The sequence below is a fragment of the Microbacterium gubbeenense DSM 15944 genome, from assembly GCF_000422745.1.
In the GTDB taxonomy this organism is placed as follows: Bacteria; Actinomycetota; Actinomycetes; order Actinomycetales; family Microbacteriaceae; genus Microbacterium; species Microbacterium gubbeenense.
The window spans coordinates 1-23,711 of record NZ_AUGQ01000001.1; the positions used below are offsets into that span (position 1 = coordinate 1).

The window sequence follows — 23,711 nt, forward strand, 5'->3', positions numbered from 1 at the left end:
ACCGCAGCGGAGATCCTCATCGTCGCCGGAGACAACCCCGAACGCATCAGAAGCGAAGCAGCGTTCGCGAAACTCGCCGGCATCAGCCCCATCCCGACCGGCTCGGGAATGACCAGTGGGAAGCACCGCATCAACCACGGAGGGCACCGCCAACTCAACGCCGCGATCTACCGAACCGTGATCGTCAGGATGAGATTCCACGAGCCCACGATCGCCTACGTCGCCCGACGCACCGCCGAGGGCAAGAGCAAACGCGACATCATCCGCTGCCTCAAACGCTACGTGATCCGCGAGGTCTACCACCTGGTTAAGACCGACCCGAGAACGGGTGAAATCGTGAGTTGACAACTATAGGAGCATCAACGCGATGGCCGAGGCGGTGAACAACCTCTACAAGACCGAGCTGATCCGTCAGCGCGGCCCCTGGCGGACAGTCAAGCAGGTCGAGCTCGCGACTCTCGAGTGGGTGTGGTGGTGGAACAACTCCCGCCTCCACGGAGAGCTCGACATGCGCACCCCGATCGAGGTTGAGGAGGCGTACTACGCTGGCCAAGAATCAGGCCAACCGGCACCCACCGGACAAGGCTCCCAATAGGAACGAAAGTCAGGCCGATTCAGGAGCTGGGACATCACCGACCTGCGCACCCCGTGGCGCGGCGTCGCGTTCAAGGCGTACTCGATCATCGATATCTTCTCCCGCAAGCTCGTCGGCTGCCGCGTCGAGGAACGCGAAGTCGACGACCTCGCCGTCGAGATGTTCGAGGACGCGTTCGGTCGGCATGGGATACCCGACGCCGTCCACGCTGACTCCGGCCCTGCGATGCGCTCCGGAGCGCTCAAGGACTTCCTCAGTGAGCTCGGCGTCACGCAGACACACAACCGGCCCCGGGTGAGCAACGACAACCCGTTCTCCGAATCGGAGTTCCGGACAATGAAGTACCGGCCGAACTATCCCGGCACCTTCGCGACGATCGAACAGGCGCGCGCCTATGTCGAGTGGTACGTCCCCTGGTACAACCAGAACCACAAGCACTCCGGCATCGCCCTGTTCAGCCCGAACGAGGTCCACGACGGCACCTGGCACCACGCCTGGAACCGACGCGACGCGACCCAGCAGGCGTACTACGACAAGCATCCCGAGCGATTCCGTCGACCGCCCCACACGCCCGCACCCGCCGACATCGTCGGCATCAACCTCCCCAAGCCGACCGACGATGCCAAAGCCGAGCCCGAGCGACTCCACGCAGCTTGACATAGCCCGATCTGCCCGTTTTCGGTCCCAAACTCCCCTCGGATCTGATGACCGAGCTCCCAGGAGACTGCACCCAATCCGGAACGCCCAGGCGTAGATTGAAAGGGAACGCGTGCGGCTGGGAGACGGCAGTCGCATCCGAAGCTAACGGAAGGTTGAGAATGAGCACGAACACATGGAGCTCCCCGGTGACGGGCTTGACCTGTCACGGTTGTGTCGAGACGGTCACCGCGCAGTTGATTGCTGTGCGCGGCGTCAAAGAGGTGAACATCGATCTCGTCGAGGGTGGCGTATCCACGGTGAGCGTGGTCGCCGACCGTGAGCTCACGGACGGCGAGGTCGAGGGCGTACTACACGCCGGCGGCGCATTCGCACTCGCTCGTGTTGATGCGATGAGCTTCCTCGGTTCGACTACGAACGCGCCCGACCTCGCAGTCGACGTGCTTTTCTTCGACGGGGCCGAGGAACTCGATGCAATCGGTCCCTGGGAAGTGCTCCGCTTCTGGGCGGAGCTTGGTGACCGACGCGTCGACGTGCGTGCGGTGAGTTTGGACGGCAAGTCGGTCCGTTGCGCGAAGGGGCTCACCGTCGATGTCGACGGTAGCCTTGGCGACCGCCCCATCGATCTTCTTATAGTCCCGGGTGGTCGCGGTGCCGACATCCTCGCGGGGGATCTCGAACAGGTCGGGCGGATCTCGCGCCTCGCTGAACAGGGAGCAACGATGGCGTCCGTGTGCACTGGCGCCCAGGTGCTCGGCGCTGCTGGCCTTCTCGACGGGATCAATGCGACGACCCACTGGATGGCCCGCGGCCAGCTCCAGAAGTCCCACCCGTCAGCGCGCATCTCGTCGGGCGAACGATGGGTCGACTCTGGCGATGTCGTCACGAGCGCCGGCGTGTCGGCCGGAATCGACATGGCCCTGCACCTCGTAGATCGGTTCGACTCCCGCGCCGTCGCTCACCGAATCTGCAGCGTGATGGAGTACCCGTGGCATCCAGAAGCTCGCGGCGAGGCCGTTATCTCTACATAATGTAGAGTTAAGAGGTGACTTCGCGACGCATCCTCCCCTCTGCTTTCCTCGCCACCCTGACGATCGCCGCCCTCGCGGGATGCGGTGGCGGGTCGATGGACCATTCCGACCACAGCGGGCACTCCGCCGGCTCCTCGGCTTCTCCCACCGGCGCCGCCGACGTCGTTACCGACCCCACATGCCCGGCGGTTGTCTCACTCGAATCCGTCCCCGAGCGCGTTGTGACCATGGACGCCGGAGCGGCGGCCTTTCTCATCGAACTCGGACTCGGCGACACGGTTGTGGGCACTGCGGCTCCAGACTTCAAGACCGACTTCTCCGGAGACATCCGCGCTCAACTCGACGCAGTGCCCGTTCTTGACGACGGACAGGGGTCAGCTGAGGCAGTGATCGCCTCCGACCCGGACCTGGTCACGGGAATCTCGCAGTACGAGTTCGGCGGTTTCGACGGCACCGCGTCTGTCGATCAACTGGAGTCCGCGGGATCTGCCGCCCTGTCCGCCTGCGGCGCGGTGCAGGATGTCCCGATGGACAACATCGATGAGACGTACAGGTATATAAGCGCGCTCTCCGATGCATTCGACGTTACCGAGCGTGGCGAGGAGCTGATCGACCGGATTCGTACTCAGGTCTCAGACGCGACGGCGGCCTCGCGGGACGCAGACGTGCCCGTGCTCAGCTTGTCCTCCGTGCCCGACGCTGGCGCGGGCATCAACACCAACGGCGGATCAAGCTTCGCGAACGGCATCATCACCTTGGCCGGCGGTACCAACATCGCCCGTGACCAGCTCCAGGACTTCGCAAGCTTGTCTGCGGAGGCGGTGACAGAGGCCAACCCGGCTGTGATCGTGGTGGTGTCCGGTTTCGCGGATTCCAGCGATGAGGACCTGAAGGCGGCCATCATCGCCAGCCCGCTGTTGGCCGAGACCGACGCCGTCAAGAACGAGAACGTCGTCGTGGTGCCGCAGCGCATCCTCCTGTCACCGAGCCTGCTGAATCCGGACGCCGTCCAGATCATCGCCGATGCGGTCGCGAACGCTTCCTGAGGAGACGCGCAGACGCCGAACCGGGGCCTTGCGCGCCATCCCTCTGACCGCCATCCTCATCGGGCTCCTCTTCCTGCTTCTGACAGTGATGGTGATCAGCGTCGGTGTCGGCGCGGTATCGATCGCCCCCGGAGAGGTGATCGAGGTCATCTCCGGGCGCGTGGCGGGAAAACCCGAGCTTGGCTCCCTGGATTTCATCGTCTGGGCACTACGCATGCCGCGCGTGTTGCAGGCCGCAGTGGTCGGCGCCGCCCTGGCAGTCGCCGGAGCGTGCGCACAGGTCCTCGTCCGCAACCCCATCGCCGACCCCTACGTCCTCGGCCTGTCTTCCGGAGCCGGGGTCGCGGCGGTCCTGGTCATCACTTCCGTCGGTGTTGCCACCTTCGGAGTGCTGTTGCTCCCGGTCGCCTCTTTCGTCGGTGCCGCTGCGACCGGAATCATCGTCGCGGCCACAGCGACCTCACGCTGGGGGATGTCCGCAGGCCGACTGGTGCTGTCCGGAGTCGCGATCGGTCAACTTCTCGGAGGGGTGATGTCCTTTCTCCTCATCCGATCCGGGAATTCCGATGCCACTCAGCAGGTGATGTTCTGGCTTCTCGGGAGTCTGGCAGGCGCCCAATGGCGACTGCTGCTCGTCATCGGCCCCGTGATCATCGTCGCGATCGTTCTCGTCGCAATGTCTAGCGGGCGCCTTGACCTCCTCGGCCTCGGAGACGCTCAAGCGGCCGCGTCAGGGGTGCATCCGGGGCGTTCCCGGGTGCTCGTCTTCGCTCTCGCTTCCCTGATGACCGGCGCCGCAGTCGCCGTCTCGGGGGCTATCGGCTTCGTGGGCCTCATCGTGCCGCACATCGCCCGTCTCCTCGTGGGCGGTATGCACAAGCGCGTCATTCCCGTGTCTGCGTTGCTGGGGGCGATCCTGCTCAGCTCGGCGGACCTCGCCGCGCGCACCGTGCTAGCACCGTCAGAGCTTCCAGTCGGGATCTTCACCGCGGCGATCGGCGTGCCAATCTTCATCCTCCTCATGCGCAAGAATCGCGCCATGGCCCTCTCATGAGCTCATCGCATACGACGCCATCCGAAGTGGCTTTCAACGCCGTGTCCGTGAACTACGGACCACGGCGCGCGCTCGACAACGTCAGCGCCACAATCGCAGCGGGTGAGATCGTCGCCGTCGTCGGACCCAACGGATGCGGCAAGTCAACTCTCCTGAGCCTCCTTACCGGACACCATCCGGCCTTCACCGGCACCGTCACGGTCGACGGTGAAGACATCAGCACGATGCGCGCTCGCGACAGGGCTCGGAAGATCGGAGTTCTCCGGCAACACACGGGGCCCCTTCCCGACGTCACCGTGACCGAACTCGTCGCTCTGGGCCCTCAGACGCTCTCCACGCACCAGGTCAATCGCACCCTGGCGCGCGTCGGACTCGACGAACTCGCGACCGAACCAGTCGCGGCTCTCTCCGGCGGACAACTGCAACGCGCACTTCTCGCACGAGCCCTCCGTCACGACCCCACTCTGCTGGTGCTGGACGAGCCCACGAACCACCTCGACGTCCAGCACAGATTCGCCCTCATGGAGCTCCTGCAAGACCTTCGGGTAACGGTCCTCTGCGCCCTCCACGACCTCGACCTCGCGATCCGCTACACGGACGACATGCTCCTCCTCGCCGAGGGGCAGTTGCGCGCACACGGACACCCCGACGCCGTGCTGACGAAGTCTCGGGTTCTCGAAGTCTTCGCGATCGACAGCGAAAGCGTGACCACAGCCGGAGGCCAAACGCATCTTCTCTTACGCTCCGCGCGAGCTCGTGCCGCCGGGGAGTGAGTGAGTCGCCCCGGCGTGTCCGGAGGGCTGGTTTCTGGTGTCAGCCCGCTCGTTCGAGGGGTTCGGTCAGAGCGTAGCTGAACTGCTCGGCCTCGAGCGGGGTGAGGTCGTCGATCGAGCCGTGGATTCGGTCGGTGTTGAACCACTGCACCCAGCCGGCGGTCGCGACCTCGACCTGATCGACGTCGCGCCACGGGCCTTCGTGGTGGATGAGTTCGGACTTGTAGAGCCCGATCTGGGACTCCGCGAGGGCGTTGATGCTCCTATAGTTGTCAACTCACGATTTCACCCGTTCTCGGGTCAGTTTTGACGAGGTGGTAGACCTCGCGAATGACGTAGCGTTTGAGGCAGCGGATGATGTCGCGTTTGCTCTTGCCCTCGGCGGTCCTGCGCGCGACGTAAGCAAGCGTGGGCTCGTGGAACCTCATCCGGACGATCACGGTCCGATAGATCGCGGCGTTGAGCTGTCGGTGCCCTCCGTGATTGATGCGGTGCTTCCCACTGGTCATTCCCGAGCCGGTCGGGACGGAGGTCTACCACCTGGTTAAGACCGACCCGAGAACGGGTGAAATCGTGAGTTGACAACTATAGGAGCATCAACGCCCTCGCCGAGACGGTGAACGGCTACTACAAGACCGAACTCGTCCGCGGACCCGCACGATCCGGCCCCTGGAGAACCGTCGAGGATCTCGAGCTCGCGACGCTCGGCTGGGTGCACTGGCACAGCACTCAGCGCCTCCACGGCTACCTCGGCGACATCCCGCCCACCGAATTCGAGCAGACGTTCTATGCTGTCCAAGCCGACCGCACTCAGCCGGTGGGAATCAAATAGCGCGAGTCTCCATCAGACCCAGGGCGCTTCAGAGTGAACAAGCGACGCCCAACTGGTTGGAAGCCGGTTGACAGTCCCGTACTCGTCCTCGGCTATAGATAGCCCGTCGCGGGGTCGATCGCTGTGAGAAAGTCGCGGATGGCGGTCCTATGCCGTTCGCGACTGGTCAGCTCGGATCCGCCGGAAACACTAAAGCCGTACCCGTCGTTGGGTCCCGACACCCAGTCATAGTGATGAGAACCGTCCTCGTTGCGTCTGCGCACAAGGAATGTCTCTCCGTCTACCGTGAAGCTCCCCAGTTCGGTGTAAGAGTCCTCATCCTCTCGCAACGGCGAGTAGCCCGGTTCATCTGCGAGGTCATCATCTCTGTCCACGGTCCGAACCTACCCTCACTGCTGGATCGTGTCCCCCTCGACCGGGCCTTCCCAGTTTGGCTTCCAGCCGAGCGAGGGGGCTACATGTTTCGCGAACGACTCCAAGATATGCACACAATAAGCAACCCCCAGCTGGTTCGGTACTGTGATCAGAAGCGTGTCGGCCTCGGCGATCGCTTCGTCATTGCGCAGCTGCTCGACGAGGGCGTCGGGTTCGTCGACGTAGGAGCGGCCGAAGATCGCGCGAGTGGTCTCGTCGATGTTGCCGATCTGGTCCTCTGCATCTCCCCCGCCCACGAAGTAACGCCGATCGGCATCGGTCGTGATCGGGATGATCGAGCGCGAGATGGACGTGCGGGGTTCGAAGCCCCACCTCTCTGAATCCCAAGCGTCCTTGAAAGCGCGCAGTTGCTTCGCTTGCTGCACATGGAAAGGCTCACCCGACTCGTCGTTCTTCAGTGTCGAGCTCATGAGGTTCATGCCGTTCTGCGCCGCCCACACGGCCGTCGCATCCGATCCGGCGCCCCACCAGATTCTCTGGCGCAGACCCTCGCTCGTCGGCTCGAGCCGCAGCATGCCGGGCGGATTCGGGAACATCGGGCGCGGGTTCGGCTCCGCGAATCCCTCGCCTTCGAGGAGCTGCAGGTACAGCTCGGTCTTGCGACGCGCGGCCTCCGCGCCCGAGGGATCGTCTTCCTCCGACCCGTAGCCGAAGTATTTCCATCCGTCGATGACCTGCTCGGGTGAGCCGCGCGAAATCCCGAGTTGCAGGCGTCCGTCGGATATCAGATCGGCGGCGCTCGAGTCTTCCACCATGTACATCGGGTTCTCGTAGCGCATGTCGATGACGCCGGTTCCGAGCTCGATGCGGCTCGTTCGCGCACCCGCCGCGGCGAGGAGCGGGAACGGGGAAGACAGCTGGCGGGCGAAGTGGTGCACCCGGAAGTACGCGCCGTCGATACCGAGGTCCTCCGCTGCCTGCGCGAGATCGATGGACTGGTGCAACACGTCGCTTGCGGACCGTGTCTGGGACTGCGGGTGCGGCGTCCAGTGCCCGAACGAGAGGAATCCGATCTTGTTCATACTTCCATTCAACAACATGTAATGGGGATCATTCCTGACTCGTCCCGATTCTCTATGCCTGACGCGAGGCGGTATTCCGTGGCGGGCGGCAATTCGCCTCTGCTCGTACGGACCCGCCCTAGACTTGTCGCGTGACGAACGTGCGCTTTGTGGCAATCGGAGACAGTTTCACGGAGGGCGTCGGTGACGAACGACCCGACGGTACGCCGCGCGGATGGGCGGATCTCGCCGCACAGGGCTGGGCCGCCGGACTCGGCGAACCGATCGAGTACGCCAATCTCGCGATCCGCGGGCGTCTTGCGTGGCCGGTCGTCGACGAGCAGCTCGAGGTCGCGCTCGCTCTCGGGCCGACGCATCTGAGCTTCAACGGCGGCGGCAATGACATGCTGCGGCCGGGAACGAAGGTCGAGCGCATCGTCGACGCGTTCGTCACGGTCGCGCGACGCTGTCAGGAGAAGGGCGTGGTCCCGATCTTGCTCGCGGGCGCAGACCCGACGGGAGGGTTGCCGATGGCAGGCCTCATTAGACGGCGCGGTGATGCTCTCACCGCTGCGGTGACCGCTCGCTTACGGCGGACCGACGACATCGTCTGGGCGATCAACTGGACGGACGCAACGCTGCGGGATCCGTCGTTCTGGTCGCCCGACCGGTTGCACATGAACTTCCGTGGACATCATCGCGTCGCCGCGCGGGTGCTGGAGTCGCTCGATATCGCGGCGCCCGCCACATGGTGGGATCTTCCCGAAGCCGCGGCGCCCCATCTCGCGACGCGTGAGTACTATCGCACCCACGTGGGCCCGTGGGTGAAGCGCCGCTTTACGGGGCGCTCCTCCGGAGACGGCCGCGCACCCAAGTACGGCGAGTGGACGACGATCGTCTGATCGCGCGCACGCGTGACGGGTGCCCGTGCGTTTCGGGATACCTCTGAGATGTGGCGGTCATCGCAGCTTCGTCAGATCGGGCTTCTGCGCTACGGCCACGGCGGGGCGGTCAGCGGTTCGTCGATGCCGCCGAGGTGGACCCCGCGCAGCCGCATGTGGAGGACCCCCGCGCACTCGATCAACTCTCCTACGACCTCGTGGCGGATCTGTTCCGGACGAGCGCGCTGGCGGATGCGAAGGTCGTGCACGGCACACGCCGGGCTGGCGCTGAGGTATGCGTTCGGTGATGTTGATCCACCACCGCGACGATTCCGCCCCGCGGCACAGCCTCGAGCCCGTCAGGTGAGCGAACGCCCCCGCAGCTCGCTCAGACCCCATGCGCTCACGGCCGCGACCGCGAAGCAGATCGCGAACACGGTGAATACGAGCGGCGCGCCGCCGATGTTCAGCGCCCACGGCGTGAACAGCGGCGCGACGATCGACGCGACCCGTCCTACGGCCGCGGCTGCGCCGGCACCCGTCGCGCGCACCGCCGTCGGATACGCCTCCGGGCTCACCGCGTACAGCGCGCCCCACGCACCGAGATTGAAGAACGACAGCAGGCACCCGTACAGCAGGATCTGCCAGACCTCCCCCGCCGTGCCGAACAGCATCGCCGACACCGCAGATCCGGCGAGGAACACCGACAGTGTCGCGCGGCGACCCCACACCTCGATCAGCCACGCCGCCAGCGCATACCCCGGCAGCTGCGCGAGCGTGATGATCAGCGTGTACTCGAACGATCTCACGAGCCCGAAGCCCTGCGATACGAGGATCGACGGGATCCAGATGAACGCCCCGTAGTAGCTGAAATTCACGAACGCCCAGACCAGCCAGAGCGCGATCGTGCGACGCGCCAGGCCGCCGCGGAACAGATCCGCCACATTCGTGCGGCCCACCGTCACAGTGCGCGAGACGGGGACGAACGGCGCGTCGGATCCGCCCTCGAAGCGCCGCACGATCCGGTCGGCCTCCTCGACGCGGCCCTTCGACTCGAGCCAGCGCGGAGATTCCGGCAGGCCCCAGCGCACCACGAGCGCATATACGGCAGGGATCGCGCCGATCGCGAACGCCCAGCGCCAGCCGTTCTCGAGCGGCACGACGAAGTATCCGATCACGGCCGAGGCCGTCCAACCGACCGCCCAGAAGGCCTCGAGGATCACCACGAGGCGACCGCGGATCCGCGCGGGCGCGAACTCGCTGACGTACGTCGACGCGACGGGCAGCTCAGATCCGAGCCCCAGGCCGACGACGAAGCGCAGCGCGAGGAGCGCCGCCACTCCCCCGACGAGGGCCGATGCGCCCGTCGCCACGCCGTAGATCAGCAGCGTGATCGCAAACACCTGGCGCCGTCCGAGCTTGTCGGCCAACAGCCCGCCCAGGCTCGCGCCAATGGCCATGCCGATGAATCCGACTGACGCGATCCAGCCCGCGGTGGAGCCGTCGAGCGACCACTCGACGGTCAGTGCCGCGATGATGAACGAGATCAGCCCGACGTCCATGGCATCGAGCGCCCACCCGATGCCGGAACCCGAGAGGATCCGCACGTGCTCGCGCGAGAAGCGCGCGCGATCGAGGCGCGCGGACGGCAGGTCCTGCTGAGGAGAGCTCACGTCGTCAGGTTAATGTCATTCCGACATGAACACCAACTATCCAAGGAGCGCTTCGCGGAGCGTGTCGAGGCCGACACCTCCGATATCGAGCGCACGGCGGTGGAACTCCTTCAACGAGAAGCGCGCGCCCTCGCGCTCGGCGACCTCGTCGCGCAGCTGTTCCCAGATGCGCTGGCCGACCTTGTATGACGGCGCCTGACCCGGCCAGCCCAGATAGCGGTTCACCTCGAACTTCACGAACGCGTCGTCCATGTTGACGTTGCGCCGCATGAATTCGAGCGCGAACGCGGCATTCCAAGGGCCCTCGCCGTCGGGGCGCTGCTTTCCGAGGTGCACGCCGATGTCGAGCACGACGCGAGCCGCCCGCATTCTCTGGCCGTCGAGCATGCCGAATCGCGCGGCCGGGTCGTCGAGGTAGCCGAGATCCTCCATCAGCCGCTCGGCGTAGAGGGCCCACCCCTCCGCGTGCCCCGAGCTGCCCGCCAGCAGCCGCCGCCAGCTGTTGAGCTTGTCGCGGCCCACGACCGCCTGCCCGATCTGCAGGTGGTGGCCCGGAACGCCCTCGTGGTACACCGTGGTCAGCTCGCGCCACGTGTCGAAGGTCTCGACGCCCTCGGGAACCGACCACCACATCCGCCCCGGGCGCGAGAAGTCATCGCTCGGGCCGGTGTAGTAGATCTCTCCCGAGGTCGTCGGCGCGATCATGCATTCGATGCGGCGCACCGGCTCCGGAATGTCGAAGTGGGTGCGGCCGAGCTCCTCGATCGCGCGGTCGGCCGTCGTCTGCATCCAGTCCCGGAGCGCGTGAGTGCCGATGAGCTTGTGCGACACGTCGCGCTCGAGGAACGCCACGGCTTCCTCGACGCTCGCGCCCGGCCGGATCTCGCGCGCGAGGGACTCCTGCTCGTCCGTCACGCGGCGGAGCTCTTCGAGGCCCCACTCGTAGGTCTCGTCGAGATCGACTTCTGCGCCGAGGAAGCGCCGCGAGTGCAGCGCGTACAGCTCGCGCCCGACCGCGTCGCCCTCCGTCGCCCGCGGCGCGAGCACGCCGTCGAGGAACCGCGCGAGCCGCGCGTACGCGCTCCGCGCGCTGTCGGCGCCGGCCACCAGGTCGCGCCGCAGCGCCGCAGGCAGGTCGGCGGATCCCACGGCACCCGCGATCGCACTGTCGAAGAAGCCTCCGGGCGCCGCATACGCGCGGGCCTGATCGGCGACCTCGTGAACCTGTCGCACGGCCGGAACGATGCCGTCGTGGATGCCCCTCCGAAGCGTCTCTGTGTAGCCGTCGAGCGCGCCCCGGATCCCGGACAGCCGCTTCGCGTAGACCGACCAGTCGTCTTCCGTGTCGGTCGGCATCAGGTCGTAGACCTGGCGGATCTCCTGCGCCGGGCTCTCGAGCACGTTGATGTTGCGCAGGTTCCAGCCGGATTCGTGCAGCTCCATGTCGAGGCGCAGCTCGCGAGCGAGGTCGGACTTCGTCACGCGATCGACGTCGTCTGCCGGGGTCGCCTGCTCGAGCTGCGCGAGCGCATCGCGCGCCTCCGCCGCGTACGCCTCATCGCCGGCCGGCCCGTAGTCCCCATATCGGTCGTCGCCTCCGGGGCGGCCGATGTAGGTGCCGACTGTCGGGACGAGATCGACGACGCGGTCGAGCCACGCTTCCGCGATGGCATCGATCTGAGACTGGGGACGAGGTTCGTTACGCATTCCTCCCAGGCTAACTCTCAGCCCGCGCAGGGCGAATTCATGCTCAGTGGGCCGCCTCGTTCCAGTTCGCGCCATGCCCGACCTGCACCGACAGGGGCACCGTCAGCTCTGCGGCACCGGACATGCGGTCGCGCACGATGCGCTCGACGTCGTCCCACTCACCGGGCGCGACCTCGACGACGACCTCATCGTGGATCTGCAGCAGCAGGCGCGAACGCAGCGGGCGGAGATCCTCATCGATGCGGAACAGCGCGATCTTCATGATGTCCGCGGCGCTCCCCTGGATCGGGGCGTTGAGCGCGGCGCGCTCGGCGTTCTCCCGCAGCACGCGATTCGGGCTCGTGAGGTCGGGGAACGGCCGGCGGCGACCGAAGATCGTCTCGGTGTATCCGTCTTCGCGGGCCTTTTCGACCGACGAGCGCAGGTAGTCGCGCACGGCGCCGAAGCGCTCGAAGTAGCCGAGCATGAGTTGCTTGGCCTCCTTCTGCTCGATGCCCAGCTGCTTCGCGAGCCCGAACGCACTGAGGCCGTACACGAGGCCGTAGCTCATCGCCTTGACCTTGCTGCGCATTTCCGCGGAGACCTCCTCGGGGGTCACGCCGAACACCTGCGCGCCGACGAAACGGTGCAGGTCCTCCCCCGCTTTGAACGCGGAGACGAGCCCCTCGTCGCCCGAGAGGTGCGCCATGATCCGCATCTCGATCTGCGAGTAGTCGGCGGTCAGCAGGGTCTCGTATCCCTCGCCCACCTCGAACGCCGCGCGGATGTGCCGCGAGTCCTCGGTACGCACCGGGATGTTCTGCAGGTTCGGGTCCGTGCTCGACAGGCGCCCCGTCTGGCTGCCCGTCTGCAGGTAGGTCGTGTGCACGCGCTGATCGTCGGCGATCGCGAGGTCGAGGCCATCGATGATCTGCTTGAGCTTCGTCGCCTCGCGGTGCGCCAGAAGCTGGCCGAGGAACGGGTGCCCCGTCTTCTGCTGCAGATCAGCGAGAGCGCTCGCGTCGGTCGTGTAGCCGGTCTTCGTCTTGCGCGTCTTCGGCAGCTCGAGCTCTTCGAAGAGCACCTGCTGGAGCTGCTTCGGCGACCCGAGGTTCACCTCGCGACCGATCTCGGCATACGCGTCGCTCGCGACCGCCGCGGCGCGGGCGCCCAGATCCGCCGACAGCGTCGAGAGCTTCTCGTGCGAGACGGCGACGCCCGCGAGCTCCATCCGCGCGAGCGTCACGAGGGTCGGCATCTCGATGTCGAGCAGCACCTCCCGCGCACGCTCGGGAAGCTCCTCGACCGCGGCCGACGCCGCACGCAGCGTGAACCAGCTCATTTGACCGGGCGACGCGCCGTCGTTCTCGGGGACGAGCTGGTCGGGGTCTGCCACCGGCAGCTGCTCGCCGAGGTAGCGGTCCACGAGGTGGGCGAGCGTTTTGTCGGGGAACGACGGCCGCGCGATCCACCCCGCGATGAGCGCGTCGATCACGGTGCCCCGCACCTCGACGCCGGCGCGCGCCAGGGCCTTGATCTGCGGCTTCGCATCGCTCATGGCCGTCGGAGCATCGGAGGCGAACCAGTCGCGCACCGCCTCGGCGATCTCGTCGGTCCACGCCGTCTCGACCGCGGAATCACCGAAGGCGAAGCCCACGGCGCGGGGCCGGCCGCCGTCGATCTCGACCGTGACGCCCACCGTGCCGTTCGTATCGCCGAGCCACGACGCGAGCTCGTCGCCGGAGAGAGAGCGCGCCGCGGGCACCTCGACGGTCGGCACATCGGGCGAGGCCTCGCCCGATCCGAGCTGATCGAGCACGCGCTTCAGCAGCGTGCGGAACTCGAGCTGCGAGAACACATCGCGCACGGCCGGCTCATCGACCGCCCCGACCTCGAGCGACTCGATCTCGACCGGCACATCGATGTCGTCGAGCAGACGGTTCAGGCGCCTGTTGCGCCGCACATCCTCGACGTGGTCGCGCAGGTTCTGGCCGACGACGCCCTTGATCGTCTCGGCGCCCTCGATGATCGCGTCGAGCGAGCCGAACTGGTTGATCCACTTGACGGCCGTCTTCTCTCCGACCTTCGGCACGCCCGGGAGGTTATCGGCCTTCTCGCCGACGAGCGCCGCGATGTCCGGATACTGCTCCGGCGTGACCCCATAGCGCTCCATGACCGCCTCGGGGTCGTAGCGCTTGAGCTTCGACACGCCCTGCACCGACGGGTACAGCAGCGTGACGCGATCGTTCACGAGCTGGATCGCGTCGCGGTCGCCCGAGCACACGAGCACGTCGAGCCCCGCCTCGGATCCGCGCTTCGCGAGCGTCGCGAGGATGTCGTCGGCCTCGAAGCCGTCCTTCTCGAGCACCGTGATGTTCATCGCCTCGAGGGCCGTCTTCAGCAGCGGGATCTGCCCCTTGAACTCGGACGGCGTCTCCTGGCGCCCCTCCTTGTACTCGGGGTACTCCTCCTTGCGGAACGTGTGGTCGGACACGTCGAAGGCGACCGCGACGTGCGTCGGCGCCTGATCGCGCAGCAGCCCGATGAACATCGACAGAAAGCCGTGGATGCCGTTCGTGTGCTGGCCCTCCGCGTTCACAAAACTGTCGACCGGCAGCGCGAAGAACGCGCGGAAGGCCAGCGAGTGGCCGTCGACGATGAGCAGGGTAGGCTTCGTGGGATCCGTCACCCCTCCAGGGTAAGCGGCGCCCCGCCAAACGTCTGCCTCGCCACGAAAAGGATGAGCATGCCCTCAAGAAGTGCCGGACTGGACTGGGCCGCGGAACGCGGCCTCGGAGCCCTTGCCGATCGCATGGGAATCGAACTCCTCGAGCTCAGCGCCGACCATTCGGTCGCGACAATGCCGGTCGAGGGCAACACCCAGCCCGTCGGGCTACTGCACGGCGGCGCGTACGTCGTGCTCGGCGAGTCGCTCGGATCCATGTCGGCCAATTTCCACGCGGGCCGCGGGCACCTCGCGCTCGGCGTCGACATCAACGCGACGCACACCGGATCCGCGACGAGCGGGATCGTCACGGGTGTCTGCACCGCGATCCACCTCGGCCGCACGCTCACGGTCCATGAGATCGTCGTGACCGACGAGAGCGGCCGCCGCTGCTCGACCGTGCGCATCACGAACCTGATCAAGCCGCTCCTCTAACAGAATCGGCGGCCCCCCTCGAGGGGACCGCCGATTCTGTTCGAAGAGTCTGTCAGTCCTTCTTCGGAGCGAGCTGCTCGATGATGGCCTTCGCGACGTCCTGCATCGTGAGGCGGCGATCCATCGACGCCTTCTGGATCCAGCGGAACGCCTCGGGCTCGGCGAGGCCCATCTTCTCGTTGAGCAGGCCCTTCGCGCGATCGACGAGCTTGCGGGTCTCGAAGCGCTCGACGAGATCGGCGACCTCGGCCTCGAGCGTGATGATCTGCTCGTGGCGGGCCAGGGCGATCTCGATGGCCGGCAGCAGGTCGTTCGGCGTGAACGGCTTGACGACGTAAGCGAGGGCGCCCGCCTCCGTTGCGCGCTCGACGAGCTCCTTCTGGCTGAACGCCGTCAGCAGGACGACGGGCGCGATGTTATCGCGGCTCAGCTGCTCGGCGGCCGTGATGCCGTCCAGCTGCGGCATCTTCACGTCCATCACGACGAGGTCGGGACGAAGCTCCGTCGCCAACTGCACCGCCGTTTCGCCGTCGCCGGCCTCGCCGACGACCTCGAAGCCGTTATCCCGAAGGATCTCGACGATGTCCATACGGATCAGGGACTCGTCCTCGGCAACCACCACTCGGCGCGGTGCGGTCTGCGCGTTCTCGCTCTGCTCTTCGCTCACATCGTCCATCCTATGACCGGGTGCGCCGGATCGTCTTCAGCGAGTCGTAAGACACGCCCGTTCGGGTGCTCAATCGTGGTGGAAGACCTCGGCGATCGGGAGCCACTGCTCTTCCTCCGGCGTGCCCGGCAGCCGGGTCTGCAGAGGCTCCTGAACCGACCACCATTTCTGCGTCGCGGGATCCGCGGCCATCTTCGCCATGTCGGCGTCGTAGTCGTCGCCGACGTACTCGAAGTACGAGAACAGGAGGTCGCCGTACCGAAAGATCGAGTAGTTGCGGATGTTGCAGTCGCTGATCGTCTGCAGCACCTCCGGCCACACGGCGGCGTGATAGGCCTCGTACTCCTCGCGATGCTCCGCCGCGAGTCCGATGACTGATGCGATGCGCTTCATGGCTCTACTCTGCCACGAAGACATATTGTGCCGGTGGTGGGATTCGAACCCACACGCCCTTGCGGACAACGCATTTTGAGTGCGTCGCGTCTACCGTTCCGCCACACCGGCCCAGACGACAATCCTAGGGGATCGCCGTCCGCGTGCTGCGCCTTCCTACTTCTCGTAGGCGGGCGCGGCACCGTGGATCGCGTCGCCCACGCGGTGCACGCGCAGGTCGTTCGTCGATCCCGCGATTCCGGGAGGGGATCCCGAGATCACGATCACCTTGTCGCCGACGCGCGCGAGCTCGTTTCCGAGCAGGTACTCGTCGACCTGGAGGAACATGCGGTCGGTGTGCTCGACGAGCGGCACGATCGCGGAGCGGATCCCCCACGTCAGCTGCATGCGACGACGGGTCTCCTCCTCGATCGTGAACGCGATCATCGGCCGCGCGGGGCGCAGGCGCGACATGCGACGAGCCGAGTCGCCCGTCTGCGTGAAGATGCACAGGAACTTCGCGTCGACGAAGTCGGCGACCTCGACGGCCGCAACCGTCAGCGCGCCGCCCTGGGTGCGCGGCTTCGTGGTGAGCGCATCGATCCGGTCGAGGCCGTGATCCTCGGTCGACTCGACGATGCGAGCCATCGTCTGCACCGTGACGGTCGGATACTTGCCGACGCTCGTCTCGCCCGACAGCATGACCGCGTCGGCGCCGTCGAGCACCGCGTTGGCGACGTCGCTCGTCTCGGCGCGCGTGGGCACGGGGCTCTGAATCATCGACTCGAGCATCTGCGTCGCGACGATGACGGGCTTGGCGAGGCGGCGGGCGATGCTGATCGCGTTCTTCTGCACGATCGGCACGGCCTCGAGCGGCAGCTCGACGCCGAGGTCGCCGCGCGCGACCATGATGCCGTCGAACGCCTCGACGATCTCCTCGAGAACGTCGACTGCCTGCGGCTTCTCGATCTTCGCGATGATCGGAACGCGGCGCTCCTCCTCCGCCATGATCACGTGGGCGCGCTGCACGTCCTTGGCGCTGCGGACGAACGACAGCGCGATGATGTCGGCTCCCTTGCGGAGCGCCCAACGCAGGTCGTTTTCATCCTTCTCGCTCAGCGCCGGCACGTTGACGGCGACGCCGGGCAGGTTGATGCCCTTGTTGTTGCTGACGGGGCCGCCCACGACGACCTCGGTCGTGACGACCGTGCCGTCGGTCTCGAGGACCCGGACGCGCACCTTGCCGTCGTCGATCAGCAGGAAGTCACCGGGGGCGACATCGTCTGCGAGGCCCTTGTAGGTGGTGCCGACGAGCTCCTTCGTGCCCTCGACGTCCTCCATCGTGATCTTGAAGATGTCGCCCTCGGCGAGATCGTGGGGGCCGTTCGCGAACGTCGCGAGACGGATCTTCGGTCCCTGGAGATCGGCGAGGATCGCGACGGGGCGCCCCGCCTCCTCGGCCGCGCTGCGCACGTTCACGAAGTTCTGGTCGTGAACGGAGTAGTCGCCGTGGCTGAGATTGAATCGAGCGACGTCGAGACCCGCGTCGATCAGCTCCCGGACGGTTTCTTTGGTCGAGGTCGCCGGCCCGAGGGTCGCGACGATCTTGGCTCTTCTCACAAAATTGCCTTCCGCACTGCTGGGCATGCCTGCCCGTGGCTATGGAGATGCGTTCCGCCGAATGCATGCGACACCGCACGTGCCGCCGCTCGGAATCCTGCTTGAACGCTCTGTTCAGACTACTCGCTTCGGGGGCCGACCTCGAAGCACCGGCCCCCGACGCGGTCACACGTGCATTCCGACGTCGGTCGGACGCACGGGTGCGGGCAGGAGAGTCTCGCCCATCAGGTGCTCATCGACGCGCGCGGCGGCCGAGCGGCCCTCCGCGATCGCCCAGACGATGAGCGACTGGCCGCGCCCGGCGTCGCCCGCGACGAAAACGCCCGGCTGTGAGGTCTCGTAGCGGTCATCGCGGTCGATCGCGCCGCGATCCGTGAAGCGCATGCCGAGCTGGTCCTCGAGGCTGTCGCGCTCGGGTCCGGTGAACCCCATCGCGATCAGCACCAGGTCCGCGGGGATCTCGTGCTCCGTGCCGGCCTTCGGCACGCGCCGGTCGCCGACGTACTCGGTCTCCGCGACGCGCAGCGCCGTGACGCGGCCCGCGTCGTCGCCGACGAACTCGACCGTCGAGGCGAGGAACCGGCGTTCGCCGCCCTCCTCGTGCGCGCTCGAGACCTCGAACACCGTCGGATCGGTCGGCCACGGCTGGTGATCCGGGCGCGTGTCCCCCGGGCGTCGGCCGATCGCGAGGTTCGTCACACTCGCGGCGCCCTGACGGTGCGCCGTGCCGATGCAGTCGGCGCCCGTGTCGCCGCCGCCGATGACGACGACGTGCTTGCCGGCCGCGGAGATCTGCGACCGCACATCGTCGCCGGCGACCACACGGTTGGACTCGACGAGATAGTCCATGGCGACATGGATCCCGCCCAGGTCGTGCCCGGGCAGCGAGAGCTCGCGCGGCACGGTTGCGCCGGTCGCGATCACGACGGCGTCGTAGCGCTGCCGCAGCTCCTCCCAGCCGATGTCCGTGCCGATCACGACGCCGGGGCGGAAGCGCGTTCCCTCGGCGCGCATCTGCTCGAGACGCTGGTCGAGGGTGACCTTCTCCATCTTGAAGTCGGGGATCCCGTACCGCGCGAGCCCGCCGATGCGGTCGTCGCGCTCGTACACGGCGACCGTGTGCCCCGCGCGCGTGAGCTGCTGCGCGGCGGCGAGGCCCGCCGGGCCGGATCCGACGATCGCGACCGTCTTGCCGGTGAGGCGCGTCGGCGGCTTCGGCTCGACCCAGCCCTTCTCCATCGCTTCGTCGATGATCGAGACCTCGACCTGCTTGATCGTCACGGCGGGCTGGTTGATGCCCAGCACGCAGGCGCTCTCGCAGGGCGCGGGGCACAGGCGACCGGTGAGCTCCGGGAAGTTGTTGGTCGCGTGCAGCCGCTCGATCGCGGCGTGCCCCTCGCCCCGCCGGACGAGGTCGTTCCACTCCGGGATGAGGTTGCCGAGAGGGCACCCCTGGTGGCAGAACGGCACGCCGCAGTCCATGCAGCGCCCGGCCTGCCGGGTGAGCATGCCCGAGTCGCGCTTCTCGTAGACCTCGGCGAAGTCCATGATGCGCACCGGCACAGGGCGCTTCGCGGGAAACTCGCGCTCGGTGACGGTCAGAAAACCACGGGGATCAGCCACGGGTCACCTCCAGGATACGGTTCCAGACGACGTCGCCGTCGAGATCCAGCCCCTCGTCGGACGCGTCTTGACGCGCCTTCTGCACGGCGGCGTAGTCGCGCGGGAGCACACGGACGAATCGCCCCGACTCCGCCGTGAAGTCGGCGAGCAGCGCGCGGGCCCTGTCGGACCCCGTCTCGGTGAGGTGCCGCTCGAGGACATCGCGGAGGATCTCGAGATCGGCCGAGTCGAGCACCGACAGCGTCAGCTCGCCCGAGGCGAGCGCCTGGGCGTTGACGTGGGACTCGTCGAGGCCATACACGTATGCCGTGCCGCCTGACATACCGGCGCCGAGGTTGCGGCCGGTCTCCCCCAGGATCACCGCCAGGCCGCCGGTCATGTACTCAAGCGCGTGGTCGCCCGCGCCCTCGACGACCGCGGTGGCGCCGGAGTTGCGCACCAGGAACCGCTCGCCGACGGTGCCGGAGAGGAACATCGATCCCTGGGTCGCGCCGTAGCCGACGACGTTGCCCGCGATGACGTTCTCGTCGGCCCGGAAGCTCGCGCCGTGCGGCGGTCGCACGACGATGCTGCCGCCCGAGAGCCCCTTGCCGACGTAGTCGTTCGCGTCGCCCGTGAGGGAGAGCGAGATTCCGCCCGGGAGGAACGCGCCGAACGACTGCCCGGACGACCCCGTGAGGTTCACCTGGATCCGGCCGTTCGTCATGCCGTGCTCGCCGTGCGCCTTCGTGACCTCGTGTCCGAGCATCGTTCCCACCGCGCGGGCGGTGTTGCGCACGGGCAGGTCGATCTCGACCTCGCCCCCCGAATCGATGACCTCGCGCGAGGCGTCGATCAGCGCGACGTCGAAATGCTCTTCAATGCCGTGATCCTGCGCGCGGGCGTGCGAGCGGGGCGCGTCGTCAGAGGCGCCCATGTCGTGCAGGATCGGCGTCAGGTCGAGCCCGTCCGCCTTCCAGTGCGAGATCGCGGCGTTCACGTCGAGGGCGTCGACGCGGCCCACGGCCTCATCGATCGACCGGAATCCGAGCTCGGCGAGGTACTCGCGCACCTCCTGCGCGATGAATCGCATGAAGTTGACGACGTACTCGGCCTTGCCGCTGAACCGCTCACGGAGCACCGGGTTCTGCGTCGCGACGCCGACCGGGCACGTGTCGAGGTGGCACACGCGCATCATGATGCAGCCCTCCACGACCAGCGGGGCTGTGGCGAAGCCGAACTCCTCGGCGCCCAGCAGGGCGGCGATCATCACGTCTCGACCCGTCTTCAGCTGGCCGTCGGCCTGCACCACGACGCGGTCGCGCATGCCGTTGATCATGAGCGTCTGCTGCGTCTCGGCGAGGCCGAGCTCCCACGGGGTTCCCGCGTGCTTCAAGGAGTTCAGCGGGCTCGCGCCCGTGCCTCCGTCGTGCCCCGAGATCAGGATCACGTCCGAGAGAGCCTTGGCGACGCCGGCCGCGACCGCGCCGATGCCCGACTGGCTGACGAGCTTCGTGTGGATCCGCGCCCGCGGGTTCGCGCGCTTCAGGTCGAAGATGAGCTGCTTGAGATCCTCGATCGAGTAGATGTCGTGGTGCGGCGGCGGCGAGATGAGCCCGACGCCCGGCGTGGAATGGCGCGTGCGCGCCACCCACGGATACACCTTGCCAGGAGGCAGCTGCCCGCCCTCGCCCGGCTTCGCGCCTTGCGCGAGCTTGATCTGGATGTCATCGGCGTGCGTGAGATACATGCTCGTGACGCCGAAACGACCCGAGGCCACCTGCTTGACGGCGCTGCGTCGCTCGGGGTCGAGGAGCCGATCGACATCCTCGCCGCCCTCGCCCGTGTTCGACTTCCCGCCCAGCTGGTTCATCGCGATCGCGAGTGTCTCGTGGGCCTCGCGCGAGATGGATCCGTAGCTCATCGCGCCCGTCGAGAACCGCTTCACGATGCTCGCGACGGGCTCGACCTCGTCGAGCGGCACGGGCGCGCGCTGACCTATCTTGAACGCGAACAGCCCGCGCAGCGTCTTGAGCTCCGACGCCTGGTCATCGACGAGCTTCGTGTACTGCCGGAAGACGTCGTAGCTGCCCGTGCGCGTCGAGTGCTGCAGCCGGAACACCGTCTCAGGGTTGAACAGGTGCGGTGCGCCGTCGCGGCGCCACTGATACTCGCCGCCCGTCCAGAGGCGCTCGTGCGCGAGCGGCGCACGGTCGGTCGGGTACGCGAAGGCGTGACGCGCGGCCGTCTCGGCGGCGATCACGTCGAGGCCGATGCCGCCGATCTTGGTCTCCGTGCCGGTGAAGTGCTTCTCCACGAGCGCGGGAGACAGGCCGACGGCCTCGAACACCTGCGCGCCGGCGTACGACGAGACGGTGGAGATGCCGATCTTCGACATGATCTTCAGCACGCCCTTGCCGAGCGCGTAGATCAGGTTCTTGACGGCCCGCTCCGGCTCGATGCCCGTGGCCTCGCCCGAGCGCACGAGCTGCTCCGCGGATTCCATCGCGAGATAGGGGTTCACGGCGCTCGCGCCGAAGCCGAGCAGCGTCGCCACGTGGTGCACCTCGCGCACATCGCCCGCCTCGGCCACGAGACCGACCATCATGCGGGTCTCCTGGCGGATCAGGTGGTGATGCACCGCGGAGACGGCGAGCAGGGACGGGATCGGTGCGAGCTCCTGATCCGAGTCGCGGTCGCTGATGACGATGAGGTTCGCGCCCTGCGCGATCGCGCGGTCGGCCTCGCGGCACATCTGATCGAGCCGCTTCTGCATGCCCTTCGCGCCCGCCGACACGCGGTACAGCGCCGAGATCGTGACGGCCTCGTGCCGCGAGTTCGTGCGCCCGATGTGCTGGATCTTCGCGAGCTCATCATTGTCGATCACGGGGAAGTCCAGCGCGACGAGTCGGGCGTGCTCCGGCCCCCAGGTGAGCAGGTTGTTGCCGCCGCCGAGCGTCATCTTGAGGCTCGTGACGACCTCTTCGCGGATCGAGTCGAGCGGCGGGTTGGTCACCTGCGCGAATTGCTGCACGAAGTAGTCGAACAGCAGGCGCGGTCGGCCGCTGAGCACTGCGATCGGCGCGTCGGATCCCATCGCGCCGAGCGGCTCGGCGCCCGTGCGCCCCATCGGGGCGATGAGGATCCTGAGCTCTTCTTCCGTGTAGCCGAACGTGCGCTGGCGGCGACGGATCGACGTGACCGGGTGCACGAGGTGCTCGCGCTCGGGCATATCGGCGAGGCGCACGATGCCCTCGTCGAGCCAGTCGCGCCACGGAGCGCTCGTCGCGACCTGCTGCTTGATCTCCTCGTCGGAGATGATGCGGCCTTCGTTCGTGTCGACGACGAAGAGCGCGCCGGGACGCAGGCGCCCGCGTCGCGCGATGCGCTCGGGCGGGAACTCGAGGATGCCCGTCTCGGATCCGGCCACGATGAGGCCGTCCGTCGTCATCGTCCACCGGCCCGGGCGCAGTCCGTTGCGATCGAGCGTGGCGACGACCTGGGATCCGTCGGTTGCGATGAGCGCCGCGGGCCCGTCCCACGGCTCCATCTGTCCCGCGTTGTAGTCGTAGAAGCTGCGCAGGTCGGGGTCGAGGTCGGGCTTGTTCTCGTAGGCCTCCGGCACCATCATCATCATGACGTGCGCCAGGCTGCGGCCCGTCAGCTCGAGCAGTTCGAGTGCCTCGTCGAACGAGGCGGAATCGCTCTCGCCGTCGGAGCAGATCGGCAGGAGCGGCTCGATGTCGCCGAGCAGCTCGCTCGCGAGCTGCGACTGGCGGGCGCGCATCCAGTTGCGATTGCCGCTGATGGTGTTGATCTCGCCGTTGTGCGCCATCATGCGCAGCGGCTGCGCGAGCGGCCACGACGGGAACGTGTTGGTCGAATAGCGCGAGTGCACGATGGCCAGCTCGGACGCGAAGCGCTCGTCGCGCAGATCGAGGTAGAACGGCTCGAGCTGCAGGGTGGTGACCATGCCCTTGTACCCGATGGTGCGGGCGGACATGGTGACGAAGTAGGCGCCCGCCTCGTGCTGGGCGCGCTTGCGCAGGCGGTACGCGCGGCGGTCGAGATCGACGCCGCGGAGCGGATCGACGTGCCCGGCTTGGGCGCTCGCGACGAACAGCTGCTCGATGGCGGGCTGGGCCTCCCGTGCGAGGCGTCCGAGGTGCGCCGGATCCACCGGCACCTCGCGCCATCCGAGCACGTGGAGATTCTCTGTCGCGGCGATCCGTTCGATCTGCCGCTTCTGCTTCTCCCGTTCGAGACGAACGGTGGGAAGGAATGCGATGCCGGCCGCATACTCGCCGGCGGGAGGAAGGTCGAAAGAGAGTTCTTCGCGGAAGAACGCATCGGGCATCTGGATCAGGATGCCCGCGCCGTCGCCCGTTCCCGAGTCGGATCCGACGGCACCGCGGTGTTCGAGGTTGCGCAGCGCCTCGAGCGCGAGGGACACGATGTCGTGGCCCGGCTCTCCGCGGAGCGTGGCGACCATGGCGAGGCCGCAGGCGTCCTTCTCGAAACGCGGGTTGTACATCCCCTGCTGCGGAGGATACGCCCCGCTCGCGCCGTAGGGAGGCTGAAAGTACATGGCTTCATCCTTCGATCAGAGGTCACGAGCATCGCCGG

General features: G+C 67.2%; 20 protein-coding genes, 1 tRNA gene and 2 pseudogenes. 10 read left to right on the forward strand and 13 right to left on the reverse strand.

Annotated elements, in window-relative coordinates; translation table 11 throughout:
- The 7 genes from G510_RS0100005 to G510_RS0100035 form a co-directional block, all read left to right on the forward strand.
- Positions 1-345: transposase (locus G510_RS0100005; protein ID WP_029151898.1), on the forward strand; the 345-nt coding region annotated here is incomplete at its 5' end.
- A 22-nt stretch (positions 346-367) separates the two neighbouring features.
- On the forward strand, positions 368-595 hold the full coding sequence (locus G510_RS14780; RefSeq protein ID WP_051216065.1) for an IS3 family transposase: 228 nt from the start codon (positions 368-370) through the stop codon (positions 593-595).
- 42 nt (positions 596-637) lie between these two features.
- Positions 638-1,252 (forward strand): integrase core domain-containing protein, encoded by a 615-nt coding sequence (locus tag G510_RS14785; RefSeq protein ID WP_425411281.1) that lies wholly within the window; start codon positions 638-640, stop codon positions 1,250-1,252.
- Positions 1,253-1,299: 47 nt separating this feature from the next.
- Positions 1,300-2,283, forward strand: coding sequence for a DJ-1/PfpI family protein (locus tag G510_RS0100020; protein ID WP_245563191.1), 984 nt, complete (start codon positions 1,300-1,302; stop codon positions 2,281-2,283).
- Positions 2,284-2,378: 95 nt separating this feature from the next.
- Positions 2,379-3,329: an ABC transporter substrate-binding protein gene (locus G510_RS0100025; RefSeq protein WP_245563192.1), complete on the forward strand. Its 951-nt coding sequence runs from the start codon at positions 2,379-2,381 to the stop codon at positions 3,327-3,329.
- A 28-nt stretch (positions 3,330-3,357) separates the two neighbouring features.
- On the forward strand, positions 3,358-4,383 hold the full coding sequence (locus G510_RS0100030; protein ID WP_245563193.1) for a FecCD family ABC transporter permease: 1,026 nt from the start codon (positions 3,358-3,360) through the stop codon (positions 4,381-4,383).
- Positions 4,384-4,409: 26 nt separating this feature from the next.
- Entirely contained in the window at positions 4,410-5,156 is a 747-nt protein-coding gene (locus tag G510_RS0100035; protein WP_245563194.1) for an ABC transporter ATP-binding protein, read from the forward strand.
- Between the two features lie 40 nt (positions 5,157-5,196).
- On the opposite strand, the gene G510_RS18965 is transcribed toward G510_RS0100035, so the two are convergent.
- Together G510_RS18965 and G510_RS19045 are read right to left on the reverse strand one after the other, a co-directional pair.
- A complete protein-coding gene (locus G510_RS18965) occupies positions 5,197-5,415 on the reverse strand; it encodes an integrase core domain-containing protein (protein WP_084644125.1) in 219 nt (72 codons plus the stop codon).
- A 13-nt stretch (positions 5,416-5,428) separates the two neighbouring features.
- A pseudogene (locus tag G510_RS19045) lies at positions 5,429-5,668 on the reverse strand (IS110 family transposase); the annotation flags it as partial.
- A gap of 86 nt (positions 5,669-5,754) precedes the next feature.
- Between G510_RS19045 and G510_RS14790 the strand changes: the two are divergent.
- Positions 5,755-5,988, forward strand: a pseudogene (locus G510_RS14790) (integrase core domain-containing protein); the annotation flags it as partial.
- 389 nt (positions 5,989-6,377) lie between these two features.
- On the opposite strand, the gene G510_RS14795 reads toward G510_RS14790, so the two are convergent.
- Positions 6,378-7,445, reverse strand: a complete 1,068-nt coding sequence (locus G510_RS14795) for an LLM class flavin-dependent oxidoreductase (RefSeq protein ID WP_051216074.1) — start codon at positions 7,443-7,445, stop codon at positions 6,378-6,380.
- A gap of 131 nt (positions 7,446-7,576) precedes the next feature.
- On the opposite strand from G510_RS14795, the gene G510_RS0100065 reads away from it, so the two are divergent.
- Positions 7,577-8,326: an SGNH/GDSL hydrolase family protein gene (locus G510_RS0100065; RefSeq protein WP_029151904.1), complete on the forward strand. Its 750-nt coding sequence runs from the start codon at positions 7,577-7,579 to the stop codon at positions 8,324-8,326.
- A gap of 89 nt (positions 8,327-8,415) precedes the next feature.
- Here the strand turns inward: G510_RS0100065 and G510_RS18150 are convergent, their stop codons facing one another.
- The 4 genes from G510_RS18150 to polA all read right to left on the reverse strand — a co-directional run bounded on the left by G510_RS18150 (position 8,416) and on the right by polA (position 14,353).
- Positions 8,416-8,574: a hypothetical protein gene (locus tag G510_RS18150; RefSeq protein WP_157560366.1), complete on the reverse strand. Its 159-nt coding sequence runs from the start codon at positions 8,572-8,574 to the stop codon at positions 8,416-8,418.
- A gap of 90 nt (positions 8,575-8,664) precedes the next feature.
- Complete coding sequence (locus tag G510_RS0100075; protein ID WP_029151905.1) at positions 8,665-9,978, reverse strand: MFS transporter; 1,314 nt, start codon at positions 9,976-9,978, stop codon at positions 8,665-8,667.
- Positions 9,979-10,014: 36 nt separating this feature from the next.
- The gene (locus G510_RS0100080) at positions 10,015-11,685 is read right to left on the reverse strand and encodes a DUF885 domain-containing protein (protein ID WP_029151906.1); all 1,671 of its coding nucleotides are present in this window, start codon (positions 11,683-11,685) and stop codon (positions 10,015-10,017) included.
- A gap of 43 nt (positions 11,686-11,728) precedes the next feature.
- A complete protein-coding gene (polA, locus tag G510_RS0100085) occupies positions 11,729-14,353 on the reverse strand; it encodes a DNA polymerase I (RefSeq protein ID WP_029151907.1) in 2,625 nt (874 codons plus the stop codon).
- Between the two features lie 57 nt (positions 14,354-14,410).
- On the opposite strand from polA, the gene G510_RS0100090 reads away from it, so the two are divergent.
- On the forward strand, positions 14,411-14,824 hold the full coding sequence (locus G510_RS0100090; RefSeq protein WP_029151908.1) for a PaaI family thioesterase: 414 nt from the start codon (positions 14,411-14,413) through the stop codon (positions 14,822-14,824).
- Between the two features lie 52 nt (positions 14,825-14,876).
- On the opposite strand, the gene G510_RS0100095 is transcribed toward G510_RS0100090, so the two are convergent.
- From G510_RS0100095 to gltB, 6 genes are all read right to left on the reverse strand, one after another.
- Positions 14,877-15,491 carry an ANTAR domain-containing response regulator gene (locus G510_RS0100095; protein WP_029151909.1) on the reverse strand — a complete coding sequence of 205 codons (615 nt, stop codon included), beginning with the start codon at positions 15,489-15,491 and terminating at the stop codon, positions 14,877-14,879.
- 69 nt (positions 15,492-15,560) lie between these two features.
- Complete coding sequence (locus G510_RS0100100; protein WP_029151910.1) at positions 15,561-15,884, reverse strand: L-rhamnose mutarotase; 324 nt, start codon at positions 15,882-15,884, stop codon at positions 15,561-15,563.
- Between the two features lie 28 nt (positions 15,885-15,912).
- Positions 15,913-15,995: transfer RNA gene (locus tag G510_RS0100105), tRNA-Leu, on the reverse strand.
- A gap of 45 nt (positions 15,996-16,040) precedes the next feature.
- Positions 16,041-17,483, reverse strand: coding sequence for a pyruvate kinase (gene pyk, locus G510_RS0100110; protein ID WP_029151911.1), 1,443 nt, complete (start codon positions 17,481-17,483; stop codon positions 16,041-16,043).
- A gap of 165 nt (positions 17,484-17,648) precedes the next feature.
- The gene (locus tag G510_RS0100115; RefSeq protein WP_029151912.1) at positions 17,649-19,106 is read right to left on the reverse strand and encodes a glutamate synthase subunit beta; all 1,458 of its coding nucleotides are present in this window, start codon (positions 19,104-19,106) and stop codon (positions 17,649-17,651) included.
- Entirely contained in the window at positions 19,099-23,673 is a 4,575-nt protein-coding gene (gene gltB, locus G510_RS0100120; RefSeq protein ID WP_029151913.1) for a glutamate synthase large subunit, read from the reverse strand. The genes G510_RS0100115 and gltB overlap by 8 nt, the downstream gene beginning before the upstream one ends.
- Positions 23,674-23,711: the final 38 nt, after the last annotated feature.

Coding starts and splice junctions, on each gene's coding strand:
- G510_RS14780 (WP_051216065.1), top strand. CDS start 368: ATGGCCGAGGCGGTGAACAACCTCTACAAGACCGAGCTGATCCGTCAG.
- G510_RS0100020 (WP_245563191.1), top strand. CDS start 1,300: ATGACCGAGCTCCCAGGAGACTGCACCCAATCCGGAACGCCCAGGCGT.
- G510_RS0100025 (WP_245563192.1), top strand. CDS start 2,379: ATGGACCATTCCGACCACAGCGGGCACTCCGCCGGCTCCTCGGCTTCT.
- G510_RS14795 (WP_051216074.1), bottom strand. CDS start 7,445: ATGAACAAGATCGGATTCCTCTCGTTCGGGCACTGGACGCCGCACCCG.
- G510_RS0100080 (WP_029151906.1), bottom strand. CDS start 11,685: ATGCGTAACGAACCTCGTCCCCAGTCTCAGATCGATGCCATCGCGGAA.
- G510_RS0100090 (WP_029151908.1), top strand. CDS start 14,411: ATGCCCTCAAGAAGTGCCGGACTGGACTGGGCCGCGGAACGCGGCCTC.
- G510_RS0100100 (WP_029151910.1), bottom strand. CDS start 15,884: ATGAAGCGCATCGCATCAGTCATCGGACTCGCGGCGGAGCATCGCGAG.
- gltB (WP_029151913.1), bottom strand. CDS start 23,673: ATGTACTTTCAGCCTCCCTACGGCGCGAGCGGGGCGTATCCTCCGCAG.